Below are 20380 nucleotides of genomic sequence, written 5' to 3' on the forward strand. Positions count from 1 at the left end.
CTTGCAGGCTTTAGTGCAACGCGGATCAGCGTTGATAAAGCCGCTGCCCGAGGTGCTCACGAGTTGACGGACAGGCTCAGGGCGTGATGGGGCCGGCACGTCAAAAGCGGTACTCGAGCTAACGCTCATTGTGTTGAGTGGTGGAAAGCCAAAGTAGAAGCGGAATGTGTGCTTTTTTTCTTGAGTTCGACTCGGTCGTTCACGTCGGCGCACCTCTCCCAAACAACTCGGTCAGTTCCCTCTCCTCGGAGAGAGGGTTAGGGTGAGGGGGGGCGCTCTCAACATCGCACCAATTTCAGGAGGACCAACTCAATTCGCCACCCGAACCCCCGCCAGACTCCCACTCATCTCATAAGCCGCCAGTTCCGCCTGATGCCCCGCCAATATCTCCGGCAACGACCCGCGCAGATACTCGACCCAGGTCTTGATCTTCGCATCCAGATACTGCCGCGACGGGTAGATCGCATACAGGTTCAGTTCCTGTGAGCGGTAGTTCGGCATGACCCGCACCAGCGAGCCATTGCGCAGGCCTTCGATCGCGGCATACACCGGCAATACACCGACACCCATCCCGCTGGTGATCGCGGTTTTCATCGCGTCGGCGGAGTTCACCAGGAACGGTGAGCTGTTGATGGTGACCATTTCCTGGCCTTCCGGGCCGTCGAAGGCCCATTTTTCCAGAGGGATCACCGGGCTCACCAGACGCAGGCAGGCGTGGTTCAGCAGGTCGCTGGGTTTCTGTGCGCAGCCGTTGGCTTTCACGTAGGCCGGGGAGGCGCAGACGATGCTGTAGGTGATGCCCAGGCGTTGCGAGACGAAGCCCGAGTCCGGCAGTTCGCGGGCCAGGACGATGGACACGTCGTAGCCTTCGTCGAGCAGGTCCGGCACGCGGTTGGCCATGGTCAGGTCGAAGGTCACGTCCGGGTGGGTCTTGCGGTAGCGGGCGATGGCGTCGATCACGAAGTGTTGGCCGATGCCGGTCATGGTGTGCACTTTCAACTGACCGGCCGGGCGCGCGTGGGCTTCGCTGGCTTCGGCTTCGGCCTCTTCGACATAGGCGAGGATCTGCTCGCAGCGCAGCAGGTAGCGCTTGCCGGCCTCGGTGAGGGCGATGCGTCGAGTCGTGCGATTCAGCAGGCGGGTTTGCAGGTGGGCTTCCAGATTGGAGACCGCGCGCGAGACGTTGGCCGTGGTGGTGTCGAGTTGCACGGCGGCGGCGGTGAAGCTGCCGGCTTCGGCCACACAACTGAAGGCGCGCATGTTTTGCAAAGTGTCCATGGGGTGCTCTCAAGGGAGATGGCAAATTGTGACACGAAGTTTCAGGGGCTGAGACCCCCGACCAAGGGATTATCTCGTTAACCGTAACAAAGATTCGCAGAAAACCCAGCTTATCGCCGTTCGGGGCGCCCCCTAGAATTGCGCCCACCTCGAAACATCCCCCACCTCAGGAATTCGCAGCAGTGCCGCGTCGCATCAACAGAGCGCTTTTGCCGCTCAGTGTTCTGGCTATTTCGTTAGGTCTCAGCGGCTGCATCGGAACTGGAGGGATTGCCCCGCAGGGCAAGGCTCTGGAGGCCAATGAACTGGCCACCGACGAGGCCATCGCCCACGCCGCCCGTGACGCAAACTGGCCCACCGCGCAGTGGTGGCAAGCCTACGGCGACCCGCAACTCAATCACTGGATCGACCTTGCCGTGCAGGGCAGCCCGACCATGGCCATGGCCGCCGCGCGAGTGCGTCAGGCCCGGTCCATGGCCGGTGTCGCCGAATCCGCCGAGTCGTTGCAGATCAATGGCGAGTCGACCCTCAAGCGCCACAACTGGCCCACCGACCAGTTCTACGGCCCCGGCGAGCTGGCCAATACCACGACCTGGGACAACAACGCCGCGCTGGGTTTCAGTTACGCCCTCGACCTCTGGGGCCGTGAAAGCAACAGCACCGAACGTGCGGTGGACCTCGCGCACATGAGCGTTGCCGAGGCGCGCCAGGCGCAGCTCGAGTTGCAGAACAACATCGTGCGCGCCTACATCGAGTTGTCGCTGCATTACGCTCAGCGCGACATCGTCGCGGCGACGCTCAAGCAGCAACAGCAGATTCTCGAACTGGCGCAGAAGCGCCTGAACGGCGGGATCGGCACGCACTTCGAAGTCAGCCAGGCTGAAACCCCGCTGCCGGAAACCCATCGGCAACTGGATGCGCTGGACGAAGAAATCGCCCTGAGCCGCAACCAGATCGCGGCACTGGCCGGCAAAGGGCCGGGCGCCGGCGCGCAATTGCAGCGTCCGACCCTGTCCCTCGGCGCTGCGCTGAAACTGCCGTCGGCATTGCCCGCCGAACTGCTTGGCCAGCGTCCGGACGTGGTCGCCAGTCGCTGGCAAGTGGCGGCGCAGGCGCGCGGGATCGAAGTCGCGCATGCCGGGTTCTATCCCAACGTCGATCTGGTCGGCAGCCTCGGCTACATGGCCACCGGCGGTGGGGCGCTGGAGTTTTTGACCGGCAAGAAGCTCAACTACAACGTCGGGCCGGCGATCTCCCTGCCGATCTTCGACGGCGGACGACTGCGCGCCGAACTCGGTGAAGCGTCGGCGGGTTATGACATGGCCGTCGCGCATTACAACCAGACCCTGGTCAATGCGTTGAAGAATATCTCCGACCAGTTGATCCGCCGCGAGTCGATGGACAAGCAGCAGACGTTCGCCGCCGAATCCGTGGCCACGGCGCAGAAGACCTACGACATCGCGATGATCGCCTACCAGCGCGGGCTCACCGATTACCTCAATGTGCTCAACGCCCAGACCCTGCTGTTCAAACAGCAGCAGGTTCAGCAGCAGGTGCAGGCCGCGCGTTTGAGTGCCCATGCGGAACTGGTGACGGCATTGGGTGGTGGTCTTGGCGCAGGTAAAGACGTGCCGACTGCCGAACAGACCGCCGCACCGAAAACCCCGGCCCTTCTTCAAGCCCTCGACCACTGAGCAAGCCTTAATGACTCCCTTGCCCGCACCTTTGCGCTGGCTCTACTCCCTGGAATGGCGCCGGGGTTTCTTCGACTGGGCGCGCAGCGACGGCGTGACCTGGGTCTACATCTTCAAGGTGTTGATCGCCGCGTTCCTGACCCTGTGGCTGGCGATGCGCCTGGAGCTGCCGCAACCGCGCACGGCGATGATCACCGTGTTCATCGTCATGCAGCCGCAGAGCGGCCAGGTATTCGCCAAGAGTTTCTATCGCTTCCTCGGCACCCTGGCCGGGTCGGCGATGATGGTCACGCTGATTTCCCTGTTCGCCCAGAACACCGAATTGTTCCTCGGTTCGCTGGCGATCTGGGTCGGGATCTGCTCGGCCGGCGCCGCCCGTTGCCGCAACTTCCGCGCCTACGGTTTTGTGCTGGCCGGGTACACCGCCGCGATGGTCGGCCTGCCGGCGCTGGCCCATCCTGACGGTGCGTTCATGGCGGCAGTGTGGCGGGTGCTGGAAATCTCGCTGGGGATTCTCTGCTCGACCCTGGTCAGCGCCGCGATCCTGCCGCAGACCGCCAGTGCGGCGATGCGCAATGCCTTGTATCAGCGCTTCGGTGTGTTCGCGTTATTCGTCACCGATGGCCTGCGCGGACGCAGCAAACCGGAGTCGTTCGAGGCCAGCAACGTGCGCTTCATCGCCGAAGCGGTGGGGCTGGAAGGGCTGCGCAGCGTGACCGTGTTCGAAGACCCGCACATGCGTCGGCGCAACGGTCGGCTCAGTCGCCTGAACAGCGAGTTCATGGGCATCACCACCCGTTTCAATGCCTTGCACCAGTTGCTCGAGCGTCTGCGCGTCAATGACGAAGAGCATGTCGTGGCGGCGATCAAGCCGGGCCTGCAGGATCTGGCCGAAGTGCTCGACGGCTTCAGTGGTCGTGCCCTGACCAGCCCGGATGCGGCGCGTCTGGTGACGGCGCTGACGGCGTACAAGGAAGGTTTGCCGACGCGGGTGCGCAGTCTGCGGGCGGCCTTCCAGGAGCGCGCGCCGAGCGACGCCGAGCTGCTGGATTTCCACACCGCGTACGAACTGCTTTATCGCTTTGTCGATGACCTGCACGGTTATGCACAGACCCACGCCTCGCTGGCCGATCACAGCCACGAGCGCGAGCGCTGGGACGAGCCGTTCACCCCGCAGACCAGTTGGTGGGCGGCTGCGGCTTCGGGGATTCGCGCCACGTTCATCCTCGTCGTGCTCGGCAGTTACTGGGTCGCCACTGCATGGCCGAGCGGCGCGACCATGACCCTGATCGCTGCCGCCACCGTGGGCCTTTCGGCGGCGACACCGAACCCGAAACGCATGGCGTTCCAGATGGCCTGCGGTACATTCCTCGGGGCGTTGATCGGCTTCGTCGAGATGTTTTTCATCTTCCCGTGGATCGATGGTTTCCCGCTGCTGTGCGTGATGCTCGCGCCGGTGATCGTGCTCGGTTCGTTCCTCGCGTCGCGGCCGCAATACGCAGGCGTCGGCCTCGGTCTGCTGATCTTCTTCAGCACCGGTTCAGTACCGGACAACCTGACGATCTACAACCCCTACACCTTCATCAACGATTACATCGCCATGGTCATGGGCATGCTGGTCTGCGCAGCGGCGGGCGCGATCATTCTGCCGCCGAACAGCCGCTGGTTGTGGCGACGCCTGGAGCAGGACCTGCGCGGGCAAGTGGTGTACGCGATCAGCGGCAAGCTCAAGGGCCTGGCGTCGAGTTTCGAAAGCCGTACCCGCGACCTGATGCATCAGGCTTACGGTCTGGCGGCCGGTCAGCCGCTGGTGCAGAAAAACCTGCTGCGCTGGATGTTCGTGGTGCTGGAAGTCGGCCACGCGATCATCGAGCTGCGCAAGGAACAGGCGATCCTGCCGGTGCACCCGGCGTATGCCGAATCCCAGCCATGGCGTCAGGCGATCCGGGTCATGGGGCGTTCGCTGGTGCGGCTGTTCCTGCAACCGAATTCGAGCAATCTGGAACGCGCATTGGTCGCGGTCGATCACGCGATCAGCCGTGTCGCCGCCACCGATGAACCGTTCGCGCCGCACTTCGATACCTCGGCCCTGCGGCGGGTGAAAAGTTACCTGCACTTCATCCGCACCTCGTTGCTCGACCCGCAATCGCCCCTTGCTGCCTACGCCATCGCCAAGCCCGAAGGACTTGCCCATGCCTCGTGAAATCGCCTTCCACGGCGTGTACATGCCGACCATGGCCCTGATGTTTTTCGTCGCTGCGGCACTGGCCTGGGCGCTGGACCGGTTCTTGTCCGGGTTCGATCTGTACCGCTTTTTCTGGCACCCGGCGCTGCTGCGTCTGAGCCTGTTTACCTGTCTGTTCGGCGCGATGGCGCTGACTGTCTACCGTTGAGAACGTTCTGATGAAAAAGTTTTTCAGCCTGCTCGCGACCCTGCTGGTGCTGGCCCTGGCGTTGTGGATCGGCCGCACGTTGTGGGAACACTACATGAACACCCCGTGGACCCGCGACGGCCGGGTCCGCGCCGACATCATCAACGTCGCGGCCGACGTCACCGGTGAAGTGGTCGACGTGCCGGTACGTGACAACCAATTGGTGAAGAAGGGGGATCTGCTGATGCAGATCGACGCCGAGCATTATCGCCTCGCGGTGAAACAGGCGCAGTCGCTGGTGGCTTCGCGCAAGGCCACGTGGGAGATGCGCAAGGTCAACGCCCATCGCCGCGCCGATCTGGACAACCTGGTGATCTCCAAGGAAAACCGCGACGACGCCAGCAACATCGCCGATTCCGCACTGGCCGATTACCAACAGGCCCAGGCGCAACTTGAAGCGGCTGAACTCAACCTCAAACGCACCGAAGTGCGGGCGGCGGTTGACGGCTACGTGACCAACCTCAATGTGCATCGCGGCGACTACGCCCGAATCGGCGAAGCGAAAATGGCCGTGGTCGACATGAACTCGTTCTGGGTCTACGGCTTCTTCGAAGAGACCAAACTGCCTCACGTGCGGGTTGGCGACAAAGCCGACATGCAATTGATGAGCGGCGAAGTCCTGAAGGGCCACGTGGAAAGTATTTCCCGTGGCATCTACGACCGTGACAACCCGGAAAGCCGCGAACTGATTGCCGATGTGAACCCGACATTCAACTGGGTGCGTCTGGCCCAGCGGGTGCCGGTGCGGATTCACATCGATGAAGTGCCGGAGGGTGTGCTGCTGGCGGCGGGGATTACCTGCACGGTGGTGGTGAAGCAGGACACCGTGGATCACTGACAGACCGCGTTTTAGCCATTGATCGTTCCCACGCTCTGCGTGGGAATGCATCCTGTGACGCTCTGCGTCACGCCTTGTATTTCAAAGCTGCCCACGCAACCCGAACCGCTTCATCAACGTCGACTCCAGCAACCCTTTTGGCAACAACGTCGCCAGCAACGGCAACGCCCGGCTGCCATTGCCGATGCGGATCAGCCGTGGCGGCTTGCTTTGCTGCACAGCCTTGAGCAACTCGGCAGCAAACTCGCTGGCCGGGGTTGGTTTGTCCTGGGACGCCTTGGCTCGTGCACGAATGCCATCGCGCAGGGGAAACCACGGCGATTGTTCGTTGATCAGTTGTTCGGCCTCGTGCCCGGCATTCTTGGCGAAGCTGGACTGAATCGCCCCCGGTTGCACTTCCAGCACGCGAATGCCGAACGGCGCCAGTTCCATGCGCAACGCATCGCTCAGCGCATGCACCGCCGCTTTCGACGCGCAATACGCCCCGGCAAATGGCGTGACCAAAACACCGGAAACACTGCCGACATTCACAACCAGCCCCTTCGCCCGACGCAACACCGGGAACAGCGCACGGGTCACGCCGACAATCGAAAACACGTTGGTTTCGAACTGGCGCTGCATGGCCGCCACGCCGCCGTCGAGCAGCGGGCCCATGGCGCCGTAACCGGCGTTGTTGATCAGCACATCGAGGCCGCCATGCTGCTGGTTGATTCGCTCGGCGAGTTGCTCCAGCGCTGCGTTGTCGTTTACGTCGAGCTGCACCGCGGTGAACCCGGCGGCGCTTAGCGCGGCGACATCTTCAGCCTTGCGCGCACTGGCCCAGACCTCGTAGCCAGCGCTCTTGAAGGCATCGGCGAGGGCGCGGCCGATGCCGCTGGAACAACCGGTAATCAACGCAACGGGCATGGCGCATTCCTTGTGCAAAGTGTGAGGGGAGGGGATCAGTCGGAGAAACTACCCTGCAATCGCTCGGCGCGAAACTCCAGGGTTTGCGGGCGATAACCGGGACGCAACGGCGGCAGCGGCAAGCAGTCTTCCCAATTACCGCCGGCCTGCAGTTCGCCGGGGCCGCGATAGCGCGGGGCGGCGTATTGATTGTCGGCCAGATTCACCGTGTCGCCCGGCGCATAAGCTGCAATACGCCAGCGCAGTTCGGTCAGCGGCACGTCGTTGCCGTTGTTCATCTTCAGTTGCAGCGGACGATCCGCCGGGCACTGCCCGGGTGCATAGCTGATGCGCAACTCGAGCCGCGCCAGTTGCTTGACCTCGCGGTTGTCCAGCCACACCACCCACATCGCCACCAGCCCGAGGCCGACTGCGGCCGCCATGGACACCGGCAAGGCCTTGGCCGGATAGCGCAACAGCAGGATCAGCCAGGTGATGACCAGCAAGACGCCGATGAACATGTTCGAACGCTCCTTGAACTCGTGATGACCATCCTACCGAAGGGGCGCGGGAATGGACATTCACGGATTGATCGAGTGCGCCGTTGGTCGTGACTGTAATTTCTGACAGTAGCCGAAATAGCGCTGAGCTTGCTCAGATGCCAGAGTCACAACGAGTGCCGGTTGCGGGGGAGCGCGCTCCATGAGCTTGCACATCAATACGCCGAGGGTGTCTGTGGTCGACCCGCGCGGCTTGCCGGTTCGCACGGTCGACTATTGTCGAACCGTCGAGGGCGGCCCGGTCGATCTCCGGATTAACCGCACGCTTCACGATCCGGCAGGGAATGCGGTGAAACACTGGGATCCGCGGCTTTGGCTGTCACAGGCCGGCGACCCGCTGACGCCGGCCAATCTGACGCAGGTGTTTGTACTGGACGCCTCGGTCATACGTTCGGACAGCGTCGATGCCGGCACGCAAATCGAGTTGAAGGGGCTCGCCACGCAAACGGTGCTCGGTTGGGACAGCCGTCAGACGCTGCGCGAGATCGAATACGACAATTTGCTGCGCCCCGTCACGATATTCGAAGAAGGCACAGGCGAGCCTCGGCGTTGTGTCGAGCGCCTGACCTACGGTCATCCCGGCAGCGGGGATCAGTCGCATAACCAGTACGGTCAGCTGATTCGTCATGACCATCCGGCGGGCAGTGTGCTGTTCGGCGCGTTTGCAATCAGCGGTCTCTGCACCGAGGACACCCGCCACTTCACGCTGGAACCGCTGACACCCCACTGGCCGGAGCAGGAGGCGGATCGTGCACGGCTGTGGGAACCCGGCGCCGGTGCGACATCGCGGTGGCGCCATGGTGCGCTGGGCGATGTACTGGAGCAGACGGACGCCCGAGAAAACCGGCATACATTTGCGCTGACCGTCGATGGCCGCTTGCACGAGCGCCGATTGCAGTTGAGGGGGGAGCCTGAACAGATCCTGATCAGCGATATTCACTACAACGCTTACGGCAGTATCGAGCAGGAAACCGCCGGCAACGGTGTGCAAACTACCCGCGCATACCGGCCCGAAGACGGTCGCCTGATGGTCCGTCGGGACGAAGACACTCATGGTGGGGTGCTGCAACACCTGAGTTATGGGTACGACAGGATAGGCAATGTCCTGAACATCGAAGACAAGGCACTACCGATCCGTTACTTCGCCAACCAGCGAATCGATCCGGTCAGCCGCTTTGTCTACGACAGCCTTTATCAGTTGATCATGGCGTCTGGCTGGGAAGCCGGGAGTGCCAGTCAGAGCCCGCAATCGATGGGGCGTGTCGATCCGGCGGCGGTCAGTAACTATCAACAGACTTACGAATTTGATCCGGGTGGCAACCTGCGCAGGCTGACTCATGTCGGCGCACAAAATCATGGCCGCAAACTGCAACCGGCGAGTTATAGCAACCGCGCTCTGCCTTATGACGACGCACCTCCCGACGACGCTCAAATCGAAGCCGCATACGACCGCAGAGGCAACCTGCTGCAGCTGGAACCGGGGCGGCTGCTGAGCTGGAACCTGCGCAACCAACTGCAATCGGTCAGCCCGGTGGAGCGTGCCTCCGGGCTCAGTGATCAAGAGGTCTATCTCTACGATGGCAGCAGCCAGCGAGTACGCAAGATCCGTTCTTCTTTAACCAACGTCCGCACCCTGATTGCCGATGTGCGCTATTTGCCTGGACTGCAATTGCGCACCGACAACGGTACCGGCGAACGGTTGCAGGTCATCATTGCCGACAACGTTCAAGTACAGCACTGGGAGAGCCCGCCGCCTTCGGGACTCAACAATCGTTATCGATACCAGCATGTTGATCACCTGGGGTCGGTCAGTCTGGAAACCGCCGATGACGGTGCGGTGATCAGCCGGGAAAAGTTTCACCCTTTCGGCACCAGCGCCTGGCAGGACGGCGAATTCAGCTACAAATTCGTCCGTTACTCGAGCAAGGAGCGCGATGCCACCGGGCTCGACTACTTCGGGCTGCGTTATTACATCTCGTGGTTGCTGCGCTGGGCCAGTGCCGATCCTGCGGAGTATGCCGACGGGGTGAATCTCTTTCGAATGGTTCACAACAATCCGCTTACCTTCATCGACGACGAGGGAGCGGTTACCCGCAAGAAACTGGCCAACGGTTTATGGCAACCAGTGATCGCCACGGGGGCCGCTCGTGAGATTGCGGACGCTGTGCAAGTCGACCGGGGCAATCCGCTGCGCAGCGTTCCCGCGACAGGCAAGCCCGGCAATATCCAGAAGGCGCTGGAGGTTGGCGAACTCGGCAAGATCGAGATCAGTACTCAGTTTCTCGATCCGGCGCCTGGCCGCTATTCAAGCGACACGGTGGCTCAATTGACGCGTAAGGACGGCAAGGGCGAGTTGATCTTCAGCCTGGACCGAATCGCCTATTCGGGCACCAGCAAAGGTGAGTTCAATGCATTGAGAATTGTCGACATCGGCAAGGGCGAGATGCCCGACAAGCACAATGCAGTCTCGGGGTTCTGGGCGCCTCAGGGTGGCTATGTCGATATCCCGCTGAATCCGTCGGGAACGCAACCGGACCATGTATTTACCCCCGGTTTCAGTGGTTGCTCACTGACGGTGGATCAACTGAACGACAATGTGCTTCGTGTCCGGCATGTGGAGGGTGGAAAGGAAAACGCGCAATACAACGACCTTTCCGAAGGCCACGGAATGGGCCAGGCCGCTGCCATGGAGTATCAGGATTACGGCTATGCACCCGACGATCAGGGTCGTCAGGAAAACCTCACGACCGGTTTCGCCTTCATGAAATACGACCGCAAGCAGCAACACTGGAACATCCATTACCAGACCATTCAGGGCGCCAGCGGGATCGAGCATTACAGCCCGGGCAGCGCCGGTTTTTTCAAGAAAACCAATGCAACGGTTTCGGTTTATCCACAGACGCGCGTCAGGAAAACCATGAGCCGGGCGGTCATACCGATCTTCGGGCGAAAGACCGGTTAAAAAAAGCCCCCGCCCAACCCGTTGCGGATAGGGGACGCAGCGGGCTGGACGGGGGCTTCTTATTGCAGAGCGATCACTGCGCGATGGTTTTCACCGACACGCCGCGTTCGATCGGGGTCGAGCGACCGTAGATATCTTCGAAGCGCTCGATATCGTCTTCGCCCAGGTACGAGCCCGACTGCACTTCGATGATTTCCAGCGGGATCTTGCCCGGGTTGCGCAGGCGATGCACCGAGGCGATCGGGATGTAGGTCGACTGGTTTTCGCAGAGCAGGAACACGTTCTCGTCGCAGGTCACTTCGGCGGTGCCGCTGACCACGATCCAGTGTTCGGCGCGGTGGTGGTGCATCTGCAGCGACAGGCACGCGCCCGGTTTGACCGAGATGTGCTTGACCTGGAAGCGCCCGCCCATGTCCACCGAGTCGTAGGAACCCCACGGACGGTAGACCTCGCAGTGGTTCTGGGTTTCGCTGCGGCCCTGCTCGTTGAGGGTGTTGACCATCTGCTTGACGCCCTGAACCTTGTCCTTGTGGGCGATCATCATGGCGTCCTTGGTTTCGACCACCACGATGTTTTCCAGACCGATCACCGACACCAGTTTGCCGTTGCCGTGGATCATGCAGTTCTTGCTGTCCTGGATCACCACATCGCCCTTGCTGACGTTGCCGTTGGCGTCCTTCTCGTTGACTTCCCACAGCGACGACCAGCAGCCGACATCACTCCAGCCTGCCGACAGGGGCACCACGCAGGCGCGCTGGGTTTTTTCCATCACGGAGTAGTCGATGGAGTTGTCCGGGCAGCAGGCGAAGGTGGCTTCGTCGAAGGTGATGGTGTCCGGATCCTGAGTGCTGCGCTCCAGGGTCAGCAGGCAGGTGTCGTAGATGTCCGGATCGTGTTTTTTCAGCTCTTCGAGGAAGCGGCTGGCGCGGAACAGGAACATGCCGCTGTTCCAGTAGTAACCGCCGGACTCGACGTATTCGGTGGCGCGTTTGACGTCGGGTTTTTCCACGAAGTGCGAGACGCGGCTGACGCCTTCCGGCAGCAGTGAATCGCCGGTGGACTTGATGTAGCCGTAACCGGTTTCCGGTTTGGTGGCCGGTACGCCGAACAGCACCATCTCGCCGTTTTCTGCAGCGACGGTGGCCAGGGCCAGCGCGCGTTGCAGGGCTTTCTGGTCTTCGAGAACGTGGTCGGCCGGCAGCACCAGCATCAGTTCGTCGCGACCTTCATTGACCAGCATCATCGCGGTCAGCGCCACGGCCGGCGCGGTGTTGCGGCCGAACGGTTCCATCAGGATGCGCTGGCATTCGAGGTTCCGGTTGCTCAGCTGTTCGTTGACGATGAAGCGGTGATCCTTGTTGCAGACCACGATCGGGGTGTCCATGCCTTCGAACACCAGACGCTCGAGGGTTTGCTGGAACAGTGTGTGTTCGCCGGTCAGGGCGAGGAACTGCTTGGGAAACTGCTTGCGCGAAAGCGGCCAAAGACGTGAACCGCTACCACCTGACAAGATCACCGGAATCATATTGTTTACTCCATAAAATCGATTGGGTTAGAGCCACGAGCCTGTGTCGTTTCACTCTTGTTGTTATTCCGTGCCGGGCAGCGACGGCTGCCTGGTTTCATGTGCTTAGCGAGTCGATACCGGGCGCTTCACCCAGACTGGCGACAGGTTGCTGCCGTTGCCGGTGACGTACAGCACTGCTGCCTCACCGCGCTCCAGCGCAACCGGTTTCACGTCGCCGACTTTCTTGTCGCCCTCGTACAGCGCGAGGCTGACTTTCACCGGGTTGATTTCACGTTCGCCACGGCCCTTGGCGGCCACGTTCGGCACCACGTCAGTCTTGCCGTCGGCGGTCTTCAGGGTCAGCGGCTTGTCGCTGAGGTTCTGTACGCGCACCAGGGATTTCTGCTTGTTCTTGAATGGTGGTTCTTCGATCAGTTGCGGCGCGCCGGAAGCGTTGTTGACCAGGGTGTAGTAGTGGTCACCGGCGAGTTTCACCGGCAGGGTCTGGCTGCCGACCTTGGCGCTGTAGTCGCCGCCCGGCATGAAGCTGAAGTCGCTGCTGGCCAGCGGCGCGACGTCGGCGAGATTGGTGCTGCCGACGGTGGCGCTGACTTCAGCGTTGCTGGCGTTGTAAACGCGCACGAAGGTCGAGCCTTTCGGTGCGGTCGGGCCGTACAGCGCAGCGTCGCCACCGGCGAAGGCCTGGACCGACAGCACGCTCAGACCAGCAACCAGAGCAATGCGTTTGGCGAGACGACGAGGAGTTGTAGTGAAAGTCATGGTGTACCTCTCTTTCAGTTTTGCGCCCGATCGGGCGTCTCGGAGTTAGTGTTGCTTGCTACGTTTTGTTGGCCGGACTGGGTAGAAGCTGCTGCGCTCGACAATCCAGCGTTAAAAACAGGCTCGGACTGCTCATTTACAGCTCGTAAACTCCGCGTCCTCGCCTGTTTTTGCCTTGTCTTGTCTTCGCTCGCGACGCTTCTACCCAGCCCGGAGCGCGCGCCGGCTTGTTTAAGCTCTGCGACCCACTGCGGGTCGGCGTCACCGATTTCGTTGTTCACAGGCAGATATCGTTCAGGAAACTCCCAGATCAGCACCTGTGGCGGGCTGTTCTTGAAGTCATCGCTTTTCAGGTAGCTGAGCATCGGCAGGATCGGGCCGTGGCCGTCTTCGGCGTAATTCACGACGTCGCTGTGCAGCGCTTGCTTGAGCGCACCGACGAAGTTCCAGTTGGGATTGGCGCTGTAGCTGGTGCCGATCAGCGCGACCGGCACTTCGCTGTTGGCGAACAGCGCGTCGTCACCGGCAGGCTGCTCGGCGGCGGCCACGGTGTTGCGCTTTTGCAGCGGCTCTTGCGCCGGCATCAGGTTTTCGAACAGCGGATCCAGCGGCAGGAACAGACGCAGGTCGCCCTTGTGCGTGACCTTCTCGGCTGGCGTTGTGACGAAGCGCTGCGGCTCGCCGCTGAGCGGGAACTTGTCAGCGATGGTCCTGGCCAGGGTGTTGGCGGCGATTTCCGCGCCTTCCGGGGTCCAGTGGGTGTCGGTGCGCAGGAACACTTGCTGACCGTTCTGCTTGGCTTTTTGCAGCGGGCCGAGCAGGTCGGGGGCGAGGATCTTGTCCGCCGCGACACGGGCGTGGAAATCCTGATAGAGGTTGGCGTGGATGCTCGCCGGTTTCACTTCACCCAGGTGTTCCGGGTACAGGCGAACCTTGGCCGGCACGATCGCCATCACTAGTTTCACGCCTTTCTCTTTCAGGGTCTGGCGCACGCCTTCGACCAGTGCGTAGTTGCCTTGCAGGTTCAACTCTTCGTTGACGATCGGGTTGAATTCCTCATCGCTGTACAACCACTGATCGCGACCGAGCACCACGCCCGGACGACCTTCGTTGAACAGTTTGAAATCCAGCGCGGCCCAGAGGTTGGTGCCCAGACGCTTGATCGGGAATTCATCGTCGTAGTGTGTTTCCACGGCTTTGGTCCAGCGGCCGTTGAGCACCGTCGCGTCGGCATTGGTGCTGAAGCCGAAGAAACTGCGCACCGACCACAGACCGAGCACCAGCAGGGTCACCAGAAACAGCGCGATGTAGAAGATGCGTAATGAGCGGGTCATGTCAGATCCCTCAGAACTGGAAGTAAAGGAACGGCGAGAAGCTTTGCGCCGAGAGTTTGAGAATCGAGGCGATGAACAGCAGCAGGATCAGCCCGCGCATCACGTAGCGCGACCAGTCCGCCGTCCAGTACGCCGGTTGCACCTGGGCGTCGACGCCGACGGTGTAGCCAGGTTCGTGGATGCTCGCTGGGTTTTCGCCGGGGGCAGCCTTGATCAGGCCCGGGGTCGCTGCGGCAGGGCCATCGGACTCGACGTTGACCGCAGGTTTGGTTTTGACCGGAGGCTGATTGGTGTACAGATCACGCAGGCCGAAGAACGCCAGGGTCACGTAAGCGACCACCAGAGTCGCGACTTGCAGACCGGTGAGGCTGGCCTGGTTGAGTTCCGACAGCGACCAGTCGCCGAAGCTGAACATCGCGCCATACATGCGCCCGGCAACGTGCAGGTTCTCGGCGCGGAAGATCACCCAGCCCATGACCACCAGCAGGAACGTCAGCGCCCAGCGGATCGGGTTGAGGCTGCGCGGCGAGGTGTTGAGGCCGAGCATTTTTTCGATCGCCAGCCAAATGCCGTGCCATGCACCCCAGACGATGTAGGTGATGTTCGCGCCGTGCCACAGACCACCGAGCAGCATGGTCAGGAACAGGTTGCGATAGGTCATCAGCGTGCCTTTGCGGTTGCCGCCGAGGGTGATGTAGAGGTAGTCGCGCAGCCAGGTCGACAGACTGATGTGCCAGCGGCGCCAGAACTCGGTGATCGACTGGCTGATGTAGGGCTGCTTGAAGTTTTCCATGAAGCGGAAACCCATCATCAGGCCCAGACCAATCGCCATGTCGCTGTAACCGGAGAAGTCGAAATACAGCTGCGCGGTGTAGGCCAGCGCGCCGAGCCAGGCGTCGCCCGTGGTCGGGTTTTGCAGGGCGAAGCAATGGTCGGCGACCACGGCGAGGGTGTCGGCGATAAAGACCTTTTTGATGAAGCCTTGCATGAACCGTGTGCAGCCCTCGGAGAACTTGTCGAGGGTGTGGGTGCGGTTGTTGAACTGGTCGGCCAGGTCACGGAAACGCAGCACGGGACCGGCGATCAGGTGCGGGAAGATCGCCACGAATGCCGCGAAGTCGATCAGGTTGCGGGTCGCCGGGGTGTCGCCGCGATACACGTCGATGATGTAGCTGATCGACTCGAAGATGTAGAACGAGATACCGATCGGCAACAGCACGTGGGTCAGGATGAACGGCTCGAGACCGACCGACGTCATCATCGCGTTGATGCTGTCGACGCCGAAGTTGGCGTACTTGAAGTAGCCGAGGATGCACAGGTCCACCGCCACGCCGAGCAACAGCCAGCGCTGGGCAGGTTGGGTGCGTACGCCGGCGGCGCCGACTTTCAGGCCGATCCAGTAGTTCCACAGGGTGACGCCGGCGAACAGCGCCAGGAAGTCCACCCGCCACCACGCATAGAACACGTAGCTGGCGATCAGCAGCAGCAGGTTGCGATAGCGTTGCCCGCTCAGGTAGTACAAGCCGAGAAAGATCGGCAAGAACAGAAACAGGAACACGTTGGATGAAAATACCATCCCGATCTCTCCATGTTTGAACCAACAGTCAAGGGCCAAAGCCCCCCCAAACCCCCCGTGGTGTTGGAGGGGTGAAACGGTGTTTCTTCGAAGGTCGTGGGTGGCCTTGCGAACGCAGCCCTCACCCCCCGCCCTCTCCCGGAGGGAGAGGGCGCCTGATCTCGGTTGTTGCAAACATTGAGATCGGCTTGGTATTTCTTTGCAGCCTGATCTCGGTTGTTTTCAGAACCAGAGAGCGACTCGGTATTTCAGGTCGGCGGATCTCGTACAGCCCCCCCGGTCAGTCCCCTCTCCCCCCGGGAGAGGGTTAGGGTGAGGGGGCTTTTGACTTTCGCTTTTCACGATCCCTTGTTGCCTTTTTCATGGGACGGGTCATAAACCTTGGTCAAATCCCCACCCAGTCGAAACGTCTTGAACGGCTGCATCCCATGCTTCTTCTCCAACACATCCGGCGAGCAGGTGTAGAGGCTGCAGAACGGTTCAAGCCAGGCGAATTTCATGTCCTCTTTCAGGTCGGTCATGTCCTGTTCCTTGCCGTTCTTCTTCTCGAAGTCCCCGGGATCTTTCACCCCGGCCAGCACCCGGTCACCCAGGCGTTTCAGCGCGCCATTGTTTTCCTGGCGCAGATCCACACCGTTGACCTGAGCGAAACTGGCGATCATCGCCAGCGGCGGCAGGGCGTAGTTGTGATAGGCGAGGGCCCGTTGCTGGCGCTTGAGCTCGTTCGGCAGGTAACCGTCGGCATCGATCTGATTGACGCCGACCTTGTATTCCTTGACCGCCCAATCGAACAGGTCGCGGCGGTTGGTGGCGATGGACGTCGCCATCACCGACCACGCGGCCCAGTAGGAGTGGTTGTTGGTTTTTTCCAGCGGCAGGTTGTCCCAGTCGCTGACCACCTGATCGGCCATCTTGCTGAACCAGGCTTCGATCAACTGCGCTTCCTGCTGATGCTGGGCCAGCGGATGCGAGTCGGAGAACTTCAGGCGAATGTACGAAGAGGCCATGCTGCCCAGCGCCCATTTGCGCATCGACTTGCCGGTGTGGTTGAAGTCCTTCGACATCAGCGCGTCCGCCCGGGCCCAGGTAACCAGCCAGTTCAGCGTGCAGTCGAGCTGCTCCGGGCGACCGTCGCGCATGAACTGCATCACGCGCTTGGCGGTGCCGCGTTCCAGCGTGGTGATGTCTTTGGTGGTGTCGCGAAAGGCTTTTTCCGACTGCACGTTCAGCGTGGCGCGGGCCTTGTCCGAGCCTTCGTATTTGCTGCGAAATTGCAGCGGCCCGGTGTAGGGCGCCGGCATCGCGTCGCAGCCTTCGCTCTTGTCGCCGGTCTTGAATTTATCCACGGCGGCGAAGTAGCCCTGAGGCGGACGCAGTGGCGCGGCGGCCTGAGTGGCCCCGGCGAACATCGCCAGGGTCAGCAGGGATGGCGCAAGCAGGTGTTTGATCGTTCGGTTTCGCATGGCAGACCTCATTGCCCGACCTGAGCGGTTTGTTGCCCAGCACCCGGGAATACGTTGCGTTTGCAGATTTTCGCTTCGACTTTCTGTGGCGCGGTGCCCGCATCCGGGCCCTGGACTTCGACCGCCAGCAGGTTCTGCGAGGCCCAGTCTTCGTCCGTGCGCAACTCAAAGGCGAAACGACCGTCGGTGTCGGAGGTTTCCGGTTTCTCGATCTTGATGTCCTCGTGGCGACCGTTCATGTACCAGAGGGTGGCTTGCAGTTTCTTCACCGAGGGGTCGGCGAAGCGGATGTCGACCTGATGGCCGCTGTTCTGCAGGTTCAGGTTCTTGCTGTTGACCAGCAGTTCCTGTTTGCCGCCGGGCTTGAGCGTGGTGCTGGCGGACATTTGCGTGTCTTTGCCTTCGCAGCCGTTGTCGAGCAGGGACATCATCTGGCGATAGATGGTTTCCTGGTCGAGGCGGTACAGCGGCGAGAATTCCCAGATAAGAATCTTCGGCGGGGTCTTCTGGAATTCGTCGCTGCCCAGGTACTGCAGCATCGAACCCTCCAGACCGCCGCCGGGGAAGGCGACGTTGAGGATGTCGGCGCCGATGGCTTCTTCGAGGAAGCCGGCGAAGTTGTAGTTCTTGCCGCTGTGGGAAGTACCGACCAGGGTGATCTGCGGGTTGCCGGAATCGCCGAACAGGTCACCGTCACCGGCTTCGCCTTTCGGCTCGGTGGTGAACTGGTCCATGTACTGGATCGCGTAACTGGTGCCGCACAGCTGCCCGGCCATGTTGTGCAGGGTGCCGGTCTTGCCCATGCGCCCGGAGCGTTTGGTCTCGAACTCACGCTTGGGAATGTCGGCAAAGGCCGGGATCTGCTTGACCTTCTCGGCGACGATTTTCGCCGTGCGCTGCGCACCGTACGGCGTCCAGTGCTGGTCGCCACGGAAGTAGAAATCGTGGGCGGGCAGGGTGTCGGGCAGCGATTCGTTGGTCAGCGGCGACAGGTCCGGCACCACGTAACCCATCTGCGCGAAACGGCCGAGCATGGTCTTGTAGTTGCCCAGCGCTTTCTCGTAATCGAACGCGGCTTTTTCCGCCGGGTTGAGCTTGTTGCGGTTCACCAGGCCACGGGTCGGTTGATAGACGATCACCAGTTCGACGCCTTTGGCCTTGAACGCATCATGCAGTTGTTGCAGGCGCTTGTAGCCGGCCGGGGTGGTGTTGAACTCGGTGCGCAGGTCTTCCTGGGTCCGGAACAACCAGTCGCCCTGGGCTTGCACCAGCGTGGTGAAGTTCTGCTGATAACGCGTGGTGTAGTTCTTCGCGTCATGAGCGGCGGGGCACAGGCTGCAGCAGGGTTCGGCGGTGAATTTCGGTGCCTGGACTTCATCCGCGCGGGCGCCGTTGCTGGCCGCCAGAATGCCCACGGTCAGGGCCGACAGGCTGAGTAATTTGATCAGGTGTGGGTGCATAAAATTATCCTCAGTCCCGCATTTCGGTCTGGCGTTCGACGGGGTCGATCAGCACGGCTTTCTGCTGGCGCACCAGCAGGTCGAGAATTTCATCCTGTCGGTCACCCAGGACGCCGTTGAAGCTGATGCCGCTGGATTTGGTCGGCGCCAGCATCGACACGCGGTACAACTCGACGCTCAGCGGCGAGTCGATGGCCATCGGGCCGCTGCCGTTGGCTGCCAGTTCACCGCCGACCACGATCAGCGAAACCTGGGCGTCGAACGGGTCGAGCTTGATGTCGCGGTCGGTGTCGGTCAGGTCCTTGATGTGGCCGTAGACGCCGGTCAGGCCGTTGGCCATGGCGATGTTTTCGTAGAGGCGGATGTTCACGCTGTTACGAATGCGGATGCCGTGGCGCTTGTTGCTGATGACCTTGTTGCCCCACAGCAGGTTGTCGGCGGACTCGTAAAGCGTGATGCCGTCGGTGTGGTTCTTGTAGATCTCGTTGTAGGCGACGATGTTGTTCACGCTGTTACGGTCGATCACCAGGCCCGAGAGGTGGTTGTCGAAACTTTTGTTGTTGAAGATGAAGCTGTCGTTCACCTCTCGGGAAATGATGATCCCGTGCTTCTTCTTGGTACCGTGGACGGTGTTCTCGGCAATGATCAGGCCGTGGGAACGGTCGTGGGGGTCGATGCCGTAGACGATGTTGTCCTTGTAGGTATTGCCCTTGACCACGAAGTCGCGGGTCTCGTAGCAGTAGAAGCCGTACCACATGTCCGAGAACTCGGAACCGACAATCCAGCCGGTCGGTTCGGGACGCTTGAGCACCTTGGCCATGTTCGGCGTGTACTGGGAAATACTCACCCCGTAAGACTTACTGTTCGCGTAGCCGAAACTGGCCATCTTGCTGTTGACGATGTAGGTCTCGGTGCCGCCCCAGGCCAGCAGGAACGGGCGGAATTCCTTCGGCGAACGGAAAGTCGCCGGGCCGTTGTCCTTCTCGCGCCAGCCGGTGACCTTGGTGTCACGCACGAACAACTGACCGTCGTTGACCAGGAACGAACCGGCCTCCTGGGACAGGCGCAGTTCCTGGGTCTGGCCGTCGATTTCGAGGATGCCTTTGCGGCCCACGACGATTGGCAATTTGGCCAGATACACGCCCGGCGAGGTTTCGCTGAAGTACTGCTTGGGCAGTTTCTGCGCCAGCTCTTTCAGGTTCATGTAGCCGTCGTCGACGAAGATCGCCTGCGGGATGCCGTGCTGACGCACTACCCATTCGGCCATCTTGTTGTCGCCACCGATGAAGTCCTTCAGGGCGTCTTCCTGCATCATCCGGCGCACGCTGATCTTGCCCGGTTTGCTGCGCACGATTTTCGCGGCAGCGGCTTCGGCGGTGAAGCCGGAGAGGTCGGGCAGTTTCGGCTTGGCCAGCTCCAGCGCTTCAGTTGGCGCGCTGCTGACGGTGTAGGTCTTGGCCTGTTGCAGCTCCTTGGCGATGGTGACCGGCTTGCCTGGCTGAGGGGCCGCCGGTTCGACCGTGGCGAAGGCGCCAGTCGAGGCCAGCAGCATTGCGCCGGCCAACAGGCTGAGCGAGCCTTTCCTTGGGTTGTTCATGTCGGGCACTCCCT

14 protein-coding genes and 1 pseudogene are annotated in these 20380 nt (G+C 61.5%); 5 read left to right on the plus strand and 10 right to left on the minus strand.

Translation table 11 applies throughout. The annotated features are described in order from the left end of the window. Positions 1–309 precede the first annotated feature (309 nt). Positions 310–1278, minus strand: a complete 969-nt coding sequence (locus tag M5B98_RS26260; protein WP_085711718.1) for a LysR family transcriptional regulator — start codon at positions 1276–1278, stop codon at positions 310–312. Positions 1279–1460: 182 nt separating this feature from the next. Here M5B98_RS26260 and M5B98_RS26265 point away from each other — a divergent pair, with 182 nt between their 5' ends. From M5B98_RS26265 to M5B98_RS26280, 4 genes are read left to right on the plus strand one after another with little or no spacing between them, the layout of a single operon-like run. Next, positions 1461–2972, plus strand: coding sequence for an efflux transporter outer membrane subunit (locus M5B98_RS26265; protein ID WP_248744422.1), 1512 nt, complete (start codon positions 1461–1463; stop codon positions 2970–2972). Between the two features lie 10 nt (positions 2973–2982). Then, a complete protein-coding gene (locus tag M5B98_RS26270; RefSeq protein ID WP_248744423.1) occupies positions 2983–5175 on the plus strand; it encodes an FUSC family protein in 2193 nt (730 codons plus the stop codon). Next, on the plus strand, positions 5165–5365 hold the full coding sequence (locus M5B98_RS26275; RefSeq protein WP_248744424.1) for a DUF1656 domain-containing protein: 201 nt from the start codon (positions 5165–5167) through the stop codon (positions 5363–5365). Before M5B98_RS26270 ends, M5B98_RS26275 begins: the two co-directional genes overlap by 11 nt. 10 nt (positions 5366–5375) lie before the next feature. Further along, positions 5376–6242 (plus strand): HlyD family secretion protein, encoded by an 867-nt coding sequence (locus M5B98_RS26280; RefSeq protein WP_248744425.1) that lies wholly within the window; start codon positions 5376–5378, stop codon positions 6240–6242. A gap of 81 nt (positions 6243–6323) precedes the next feature. Here the strand turns inward: M5B98_RS26280 and M5B98_RS26285 are convergent, their stop codons facing one another. Then, positions 6324–7148: an SDR family oxidoreductase gene (locus M5B98_RS26285; RefSeq protein ID WP_248744426.1), complete on the minus strand. Its 825-nt coding sequence runs from the start codon at positions 7146–7148 to the stop codon at positions 6324–6326. Between the two features lie 35 nt (positions 7149–7183). Further along, complete coding sequence (locus tag M5B98_RS26290; protein WP_248744427.1) at positions 7184–7648, minus strand: multidrug transporter; 465 nt, start codon at positions 7646–7648, stop codon at positions 7184–7186. A gap of 181 nt (positions 7649–7829) precedes the next feature. Here M5B98_RS26290 and M5B98_RS26295 point away from each other — a divergent pair, with 181 nt between their 5' ends. Further along, the gene (locus M5B98_RS26295; RefSeq protein ID WP_248744428.1) at positions 7830–10649 is read left to right on the plus strand and encodes an RHS repeat domain-containing protein; all 2820 of its coding nucleotides are present in this window, start codon (positions 7830–7832) and stop codon (positions 10647–10649) included. Positions 10650–10722: 73 nt separating this feature from the next. On the opposite strand, the gene M5B98_RS26300 is transcribed toward M5B98_RS26295, so the two are convergent. The 7 genes and pseudogenes from M5B98_RS26300 to algG form a co-directional block, all read right to left on the minus strand. After that, on the minus strand, positions 10723–12174 hold the full coding sequence (locus tag M5B98_RS26300; RefSeq protein WP_114881476.1) for a mannose-1-phosphate guanylyltransferase/mannose-6-phosphate isomerase: 1452 nt from the start codon (positions 12172–12174) through the stop codon (positions 10723–10725). A 105-nt stretch (positions 12175–12279) separates the two neighbouring features. Then, a complete protein-coding gene (locus tag M5B98_RS26305) occupies positions 12280–12936 on the minus strand; it encodes an alginate O-acetyltransferase AlgF (RefSeq protein ID WP_127796978.1) in 657 nt (218 codons plus the stop codon). Between the two features lie 215 nt (positions 12937–13151). Next, positions 13152–14270: pseudogene (locus M5B98_RS26310) on the minus strand (alginate O-acetyltransferase); the annotation flags it as partial. 10 nt (positions 14271–14280) lie between these two features. Next, a complete protein-coding gene (locus M5B98_RS26315) occupies positions 14281–15846 on the minus strand; it encodes an MBOAT family O-acyltransferase (protein ID WP_248744429.1) in 1566 nt (521 codons plus the stop codon). A gap of 338 nt (positions 15847–16184) precedes the next feature. Beyond that, positions 16185–17309, minus strand: a complete 1125-nt coding sequence (locus M5B98_RS26320; protein ID WP_248744430.1) for a mannuronate-specific alginate lyase — start codon at positions 17307–17309, stop codon at positions 16185–16187. 8 nt (positions 17310–17317) lie between these two features. Beyond that, the gene (locus M5B98_RS26325; protein ID WP_248744431.1) at positions 17318–18769 is read right to left on the minus strand and encodes an alginate O-acetyltransferase; all 1452 of its coding nucleotides are present in this window, start codon (positions 18767–18769) and stop codon (positions 17318–17320) included. A gap of 10 nt (positions 18770–18779) precedes the next feature. Next, positions 18780–20366, minus strand: a complete 1587-nt coding sequence (gene algG, locus M5B98_RS26330) for a mannuronan 5-epimerase AlgG (RefSeq protein WP_085711702.1) — start codon at positions 20364–20366, stop codon at positions 18780–18782. Between the last annotated feature and the right edge of the window lie 14 nt (positions 20367–20380).

The sequence above is a fragment of the Pseudomonas sp. MWU12-3088 genome, from assembly GCF_023242405.1.
GTDB classification, from domain to species: Bacteria; Pseudomonadota; Gammaproteobacteria; order Pseudomonadales; family Pseudomonadaceae; genus Aquipseudomonas; species Aquipseudomonas kribbensis.

What these genes read in the sequence shown, in the direction of transcription:
- M5B98_RS26325 (WP_248744431.1), bottom strand. Translation starts at nt 18,769, where the DNA reads ATGCACCCACACCTGATCAAATTACTCAGCCTGTCGGCCCTGACCGTG.
- M5B98_RS26260 (WP_085711718.1), bottom strand. Translation starts at nt 1,278, where the DNA reads ATGGACACTTTGCAAAACATGCGCGCCTTCAGTTGTGTGGCCGAAGCC.
- M5B98_RS26305 (WP_127796978.1), bottom strand. Translation starts at nt 12,936, where the DNA reads ATGACTTTCACTACAACTCCTCGTCGTCTCGCCAAACGCATTGCTCTG.
- M5B98_RS26295 (WP_248744428.1), top strand. Translation starts at nt 7,830, where the DNA reads ATGAGCTTGCACATCAATACGCCGAGGGTGTCTGTGGTCGACCCGCGC.
- M5B98_RS26280 (WP_248744425.1), top strand. Translation starts at nt 5,376, where the DNA reads ATGAAAAAGTTTTTCAGCCTGCTCGCGACCCTGCTGGTGCTGGCCCTG.
- algG (WP_085711702.1), bottom strand. Translation starts at nt 20,366, where the DNA reads ATGAACAACCCAAGGAAAGGCTCGCTCAGCCTGTTGGCCGGCGCAATG.
- M5B98_RS26270 (WP_248744423.1), top strand. Translation starts at nt 2,983, where the DNA reads ATGACTCCCTTGCCCGCACCTTTGCGCTGGCTCTACTCCCTGGAATGG.
- M5B98_RS26285 (WP_248744426.1), bottom strand. Translation starts at nt 7,148, where the DNA reads ATGCCCGTTGCGTTGATTACCGGTTGTTCCAGCGGCATCGGCCGCGCC.
- M5B98_RS26275 (WP_248744424.1), top strand. Translation starts at nt 5,165, where the DNA reads ATGCCTCGTGAAATCGCCTTCCACGGCGTGTACATGCCGACCATGGCC.
- M5B98_RS26320 (WP_248744430.1), bottom strand. Translation starts at nt 17,309, where the DNA reads ATGCGAAACCGAACGATCAAACACCTGCTTGCGCCATCCCTGCTGACC.
- M5B98_RS26300 (WP_114881476.1), bottom strand. Translation starts at nt 12,174, where the DNA reads ATGATTCCGGTGATCTTGTCAGGTGGTAGCGGTTCACGTCTTTGGCCG.
- M5B98_RS26315 (WP_248744429.1), bottom strand. Translation starts at nt 15,846, where the DNA reads ATGGTATTTTCATCCAACGTGTTCCTGTTTCTGTTCTTGCCGATCTTT.
- M5B98_RS26290 (WP_248744427.1), bottom strand. Translation starts at nt 7,648, where the DNA reads ATGTTCATCGGCGTCTTGCTGGTCATCACCTGGCTGATCCTGCTGTTG.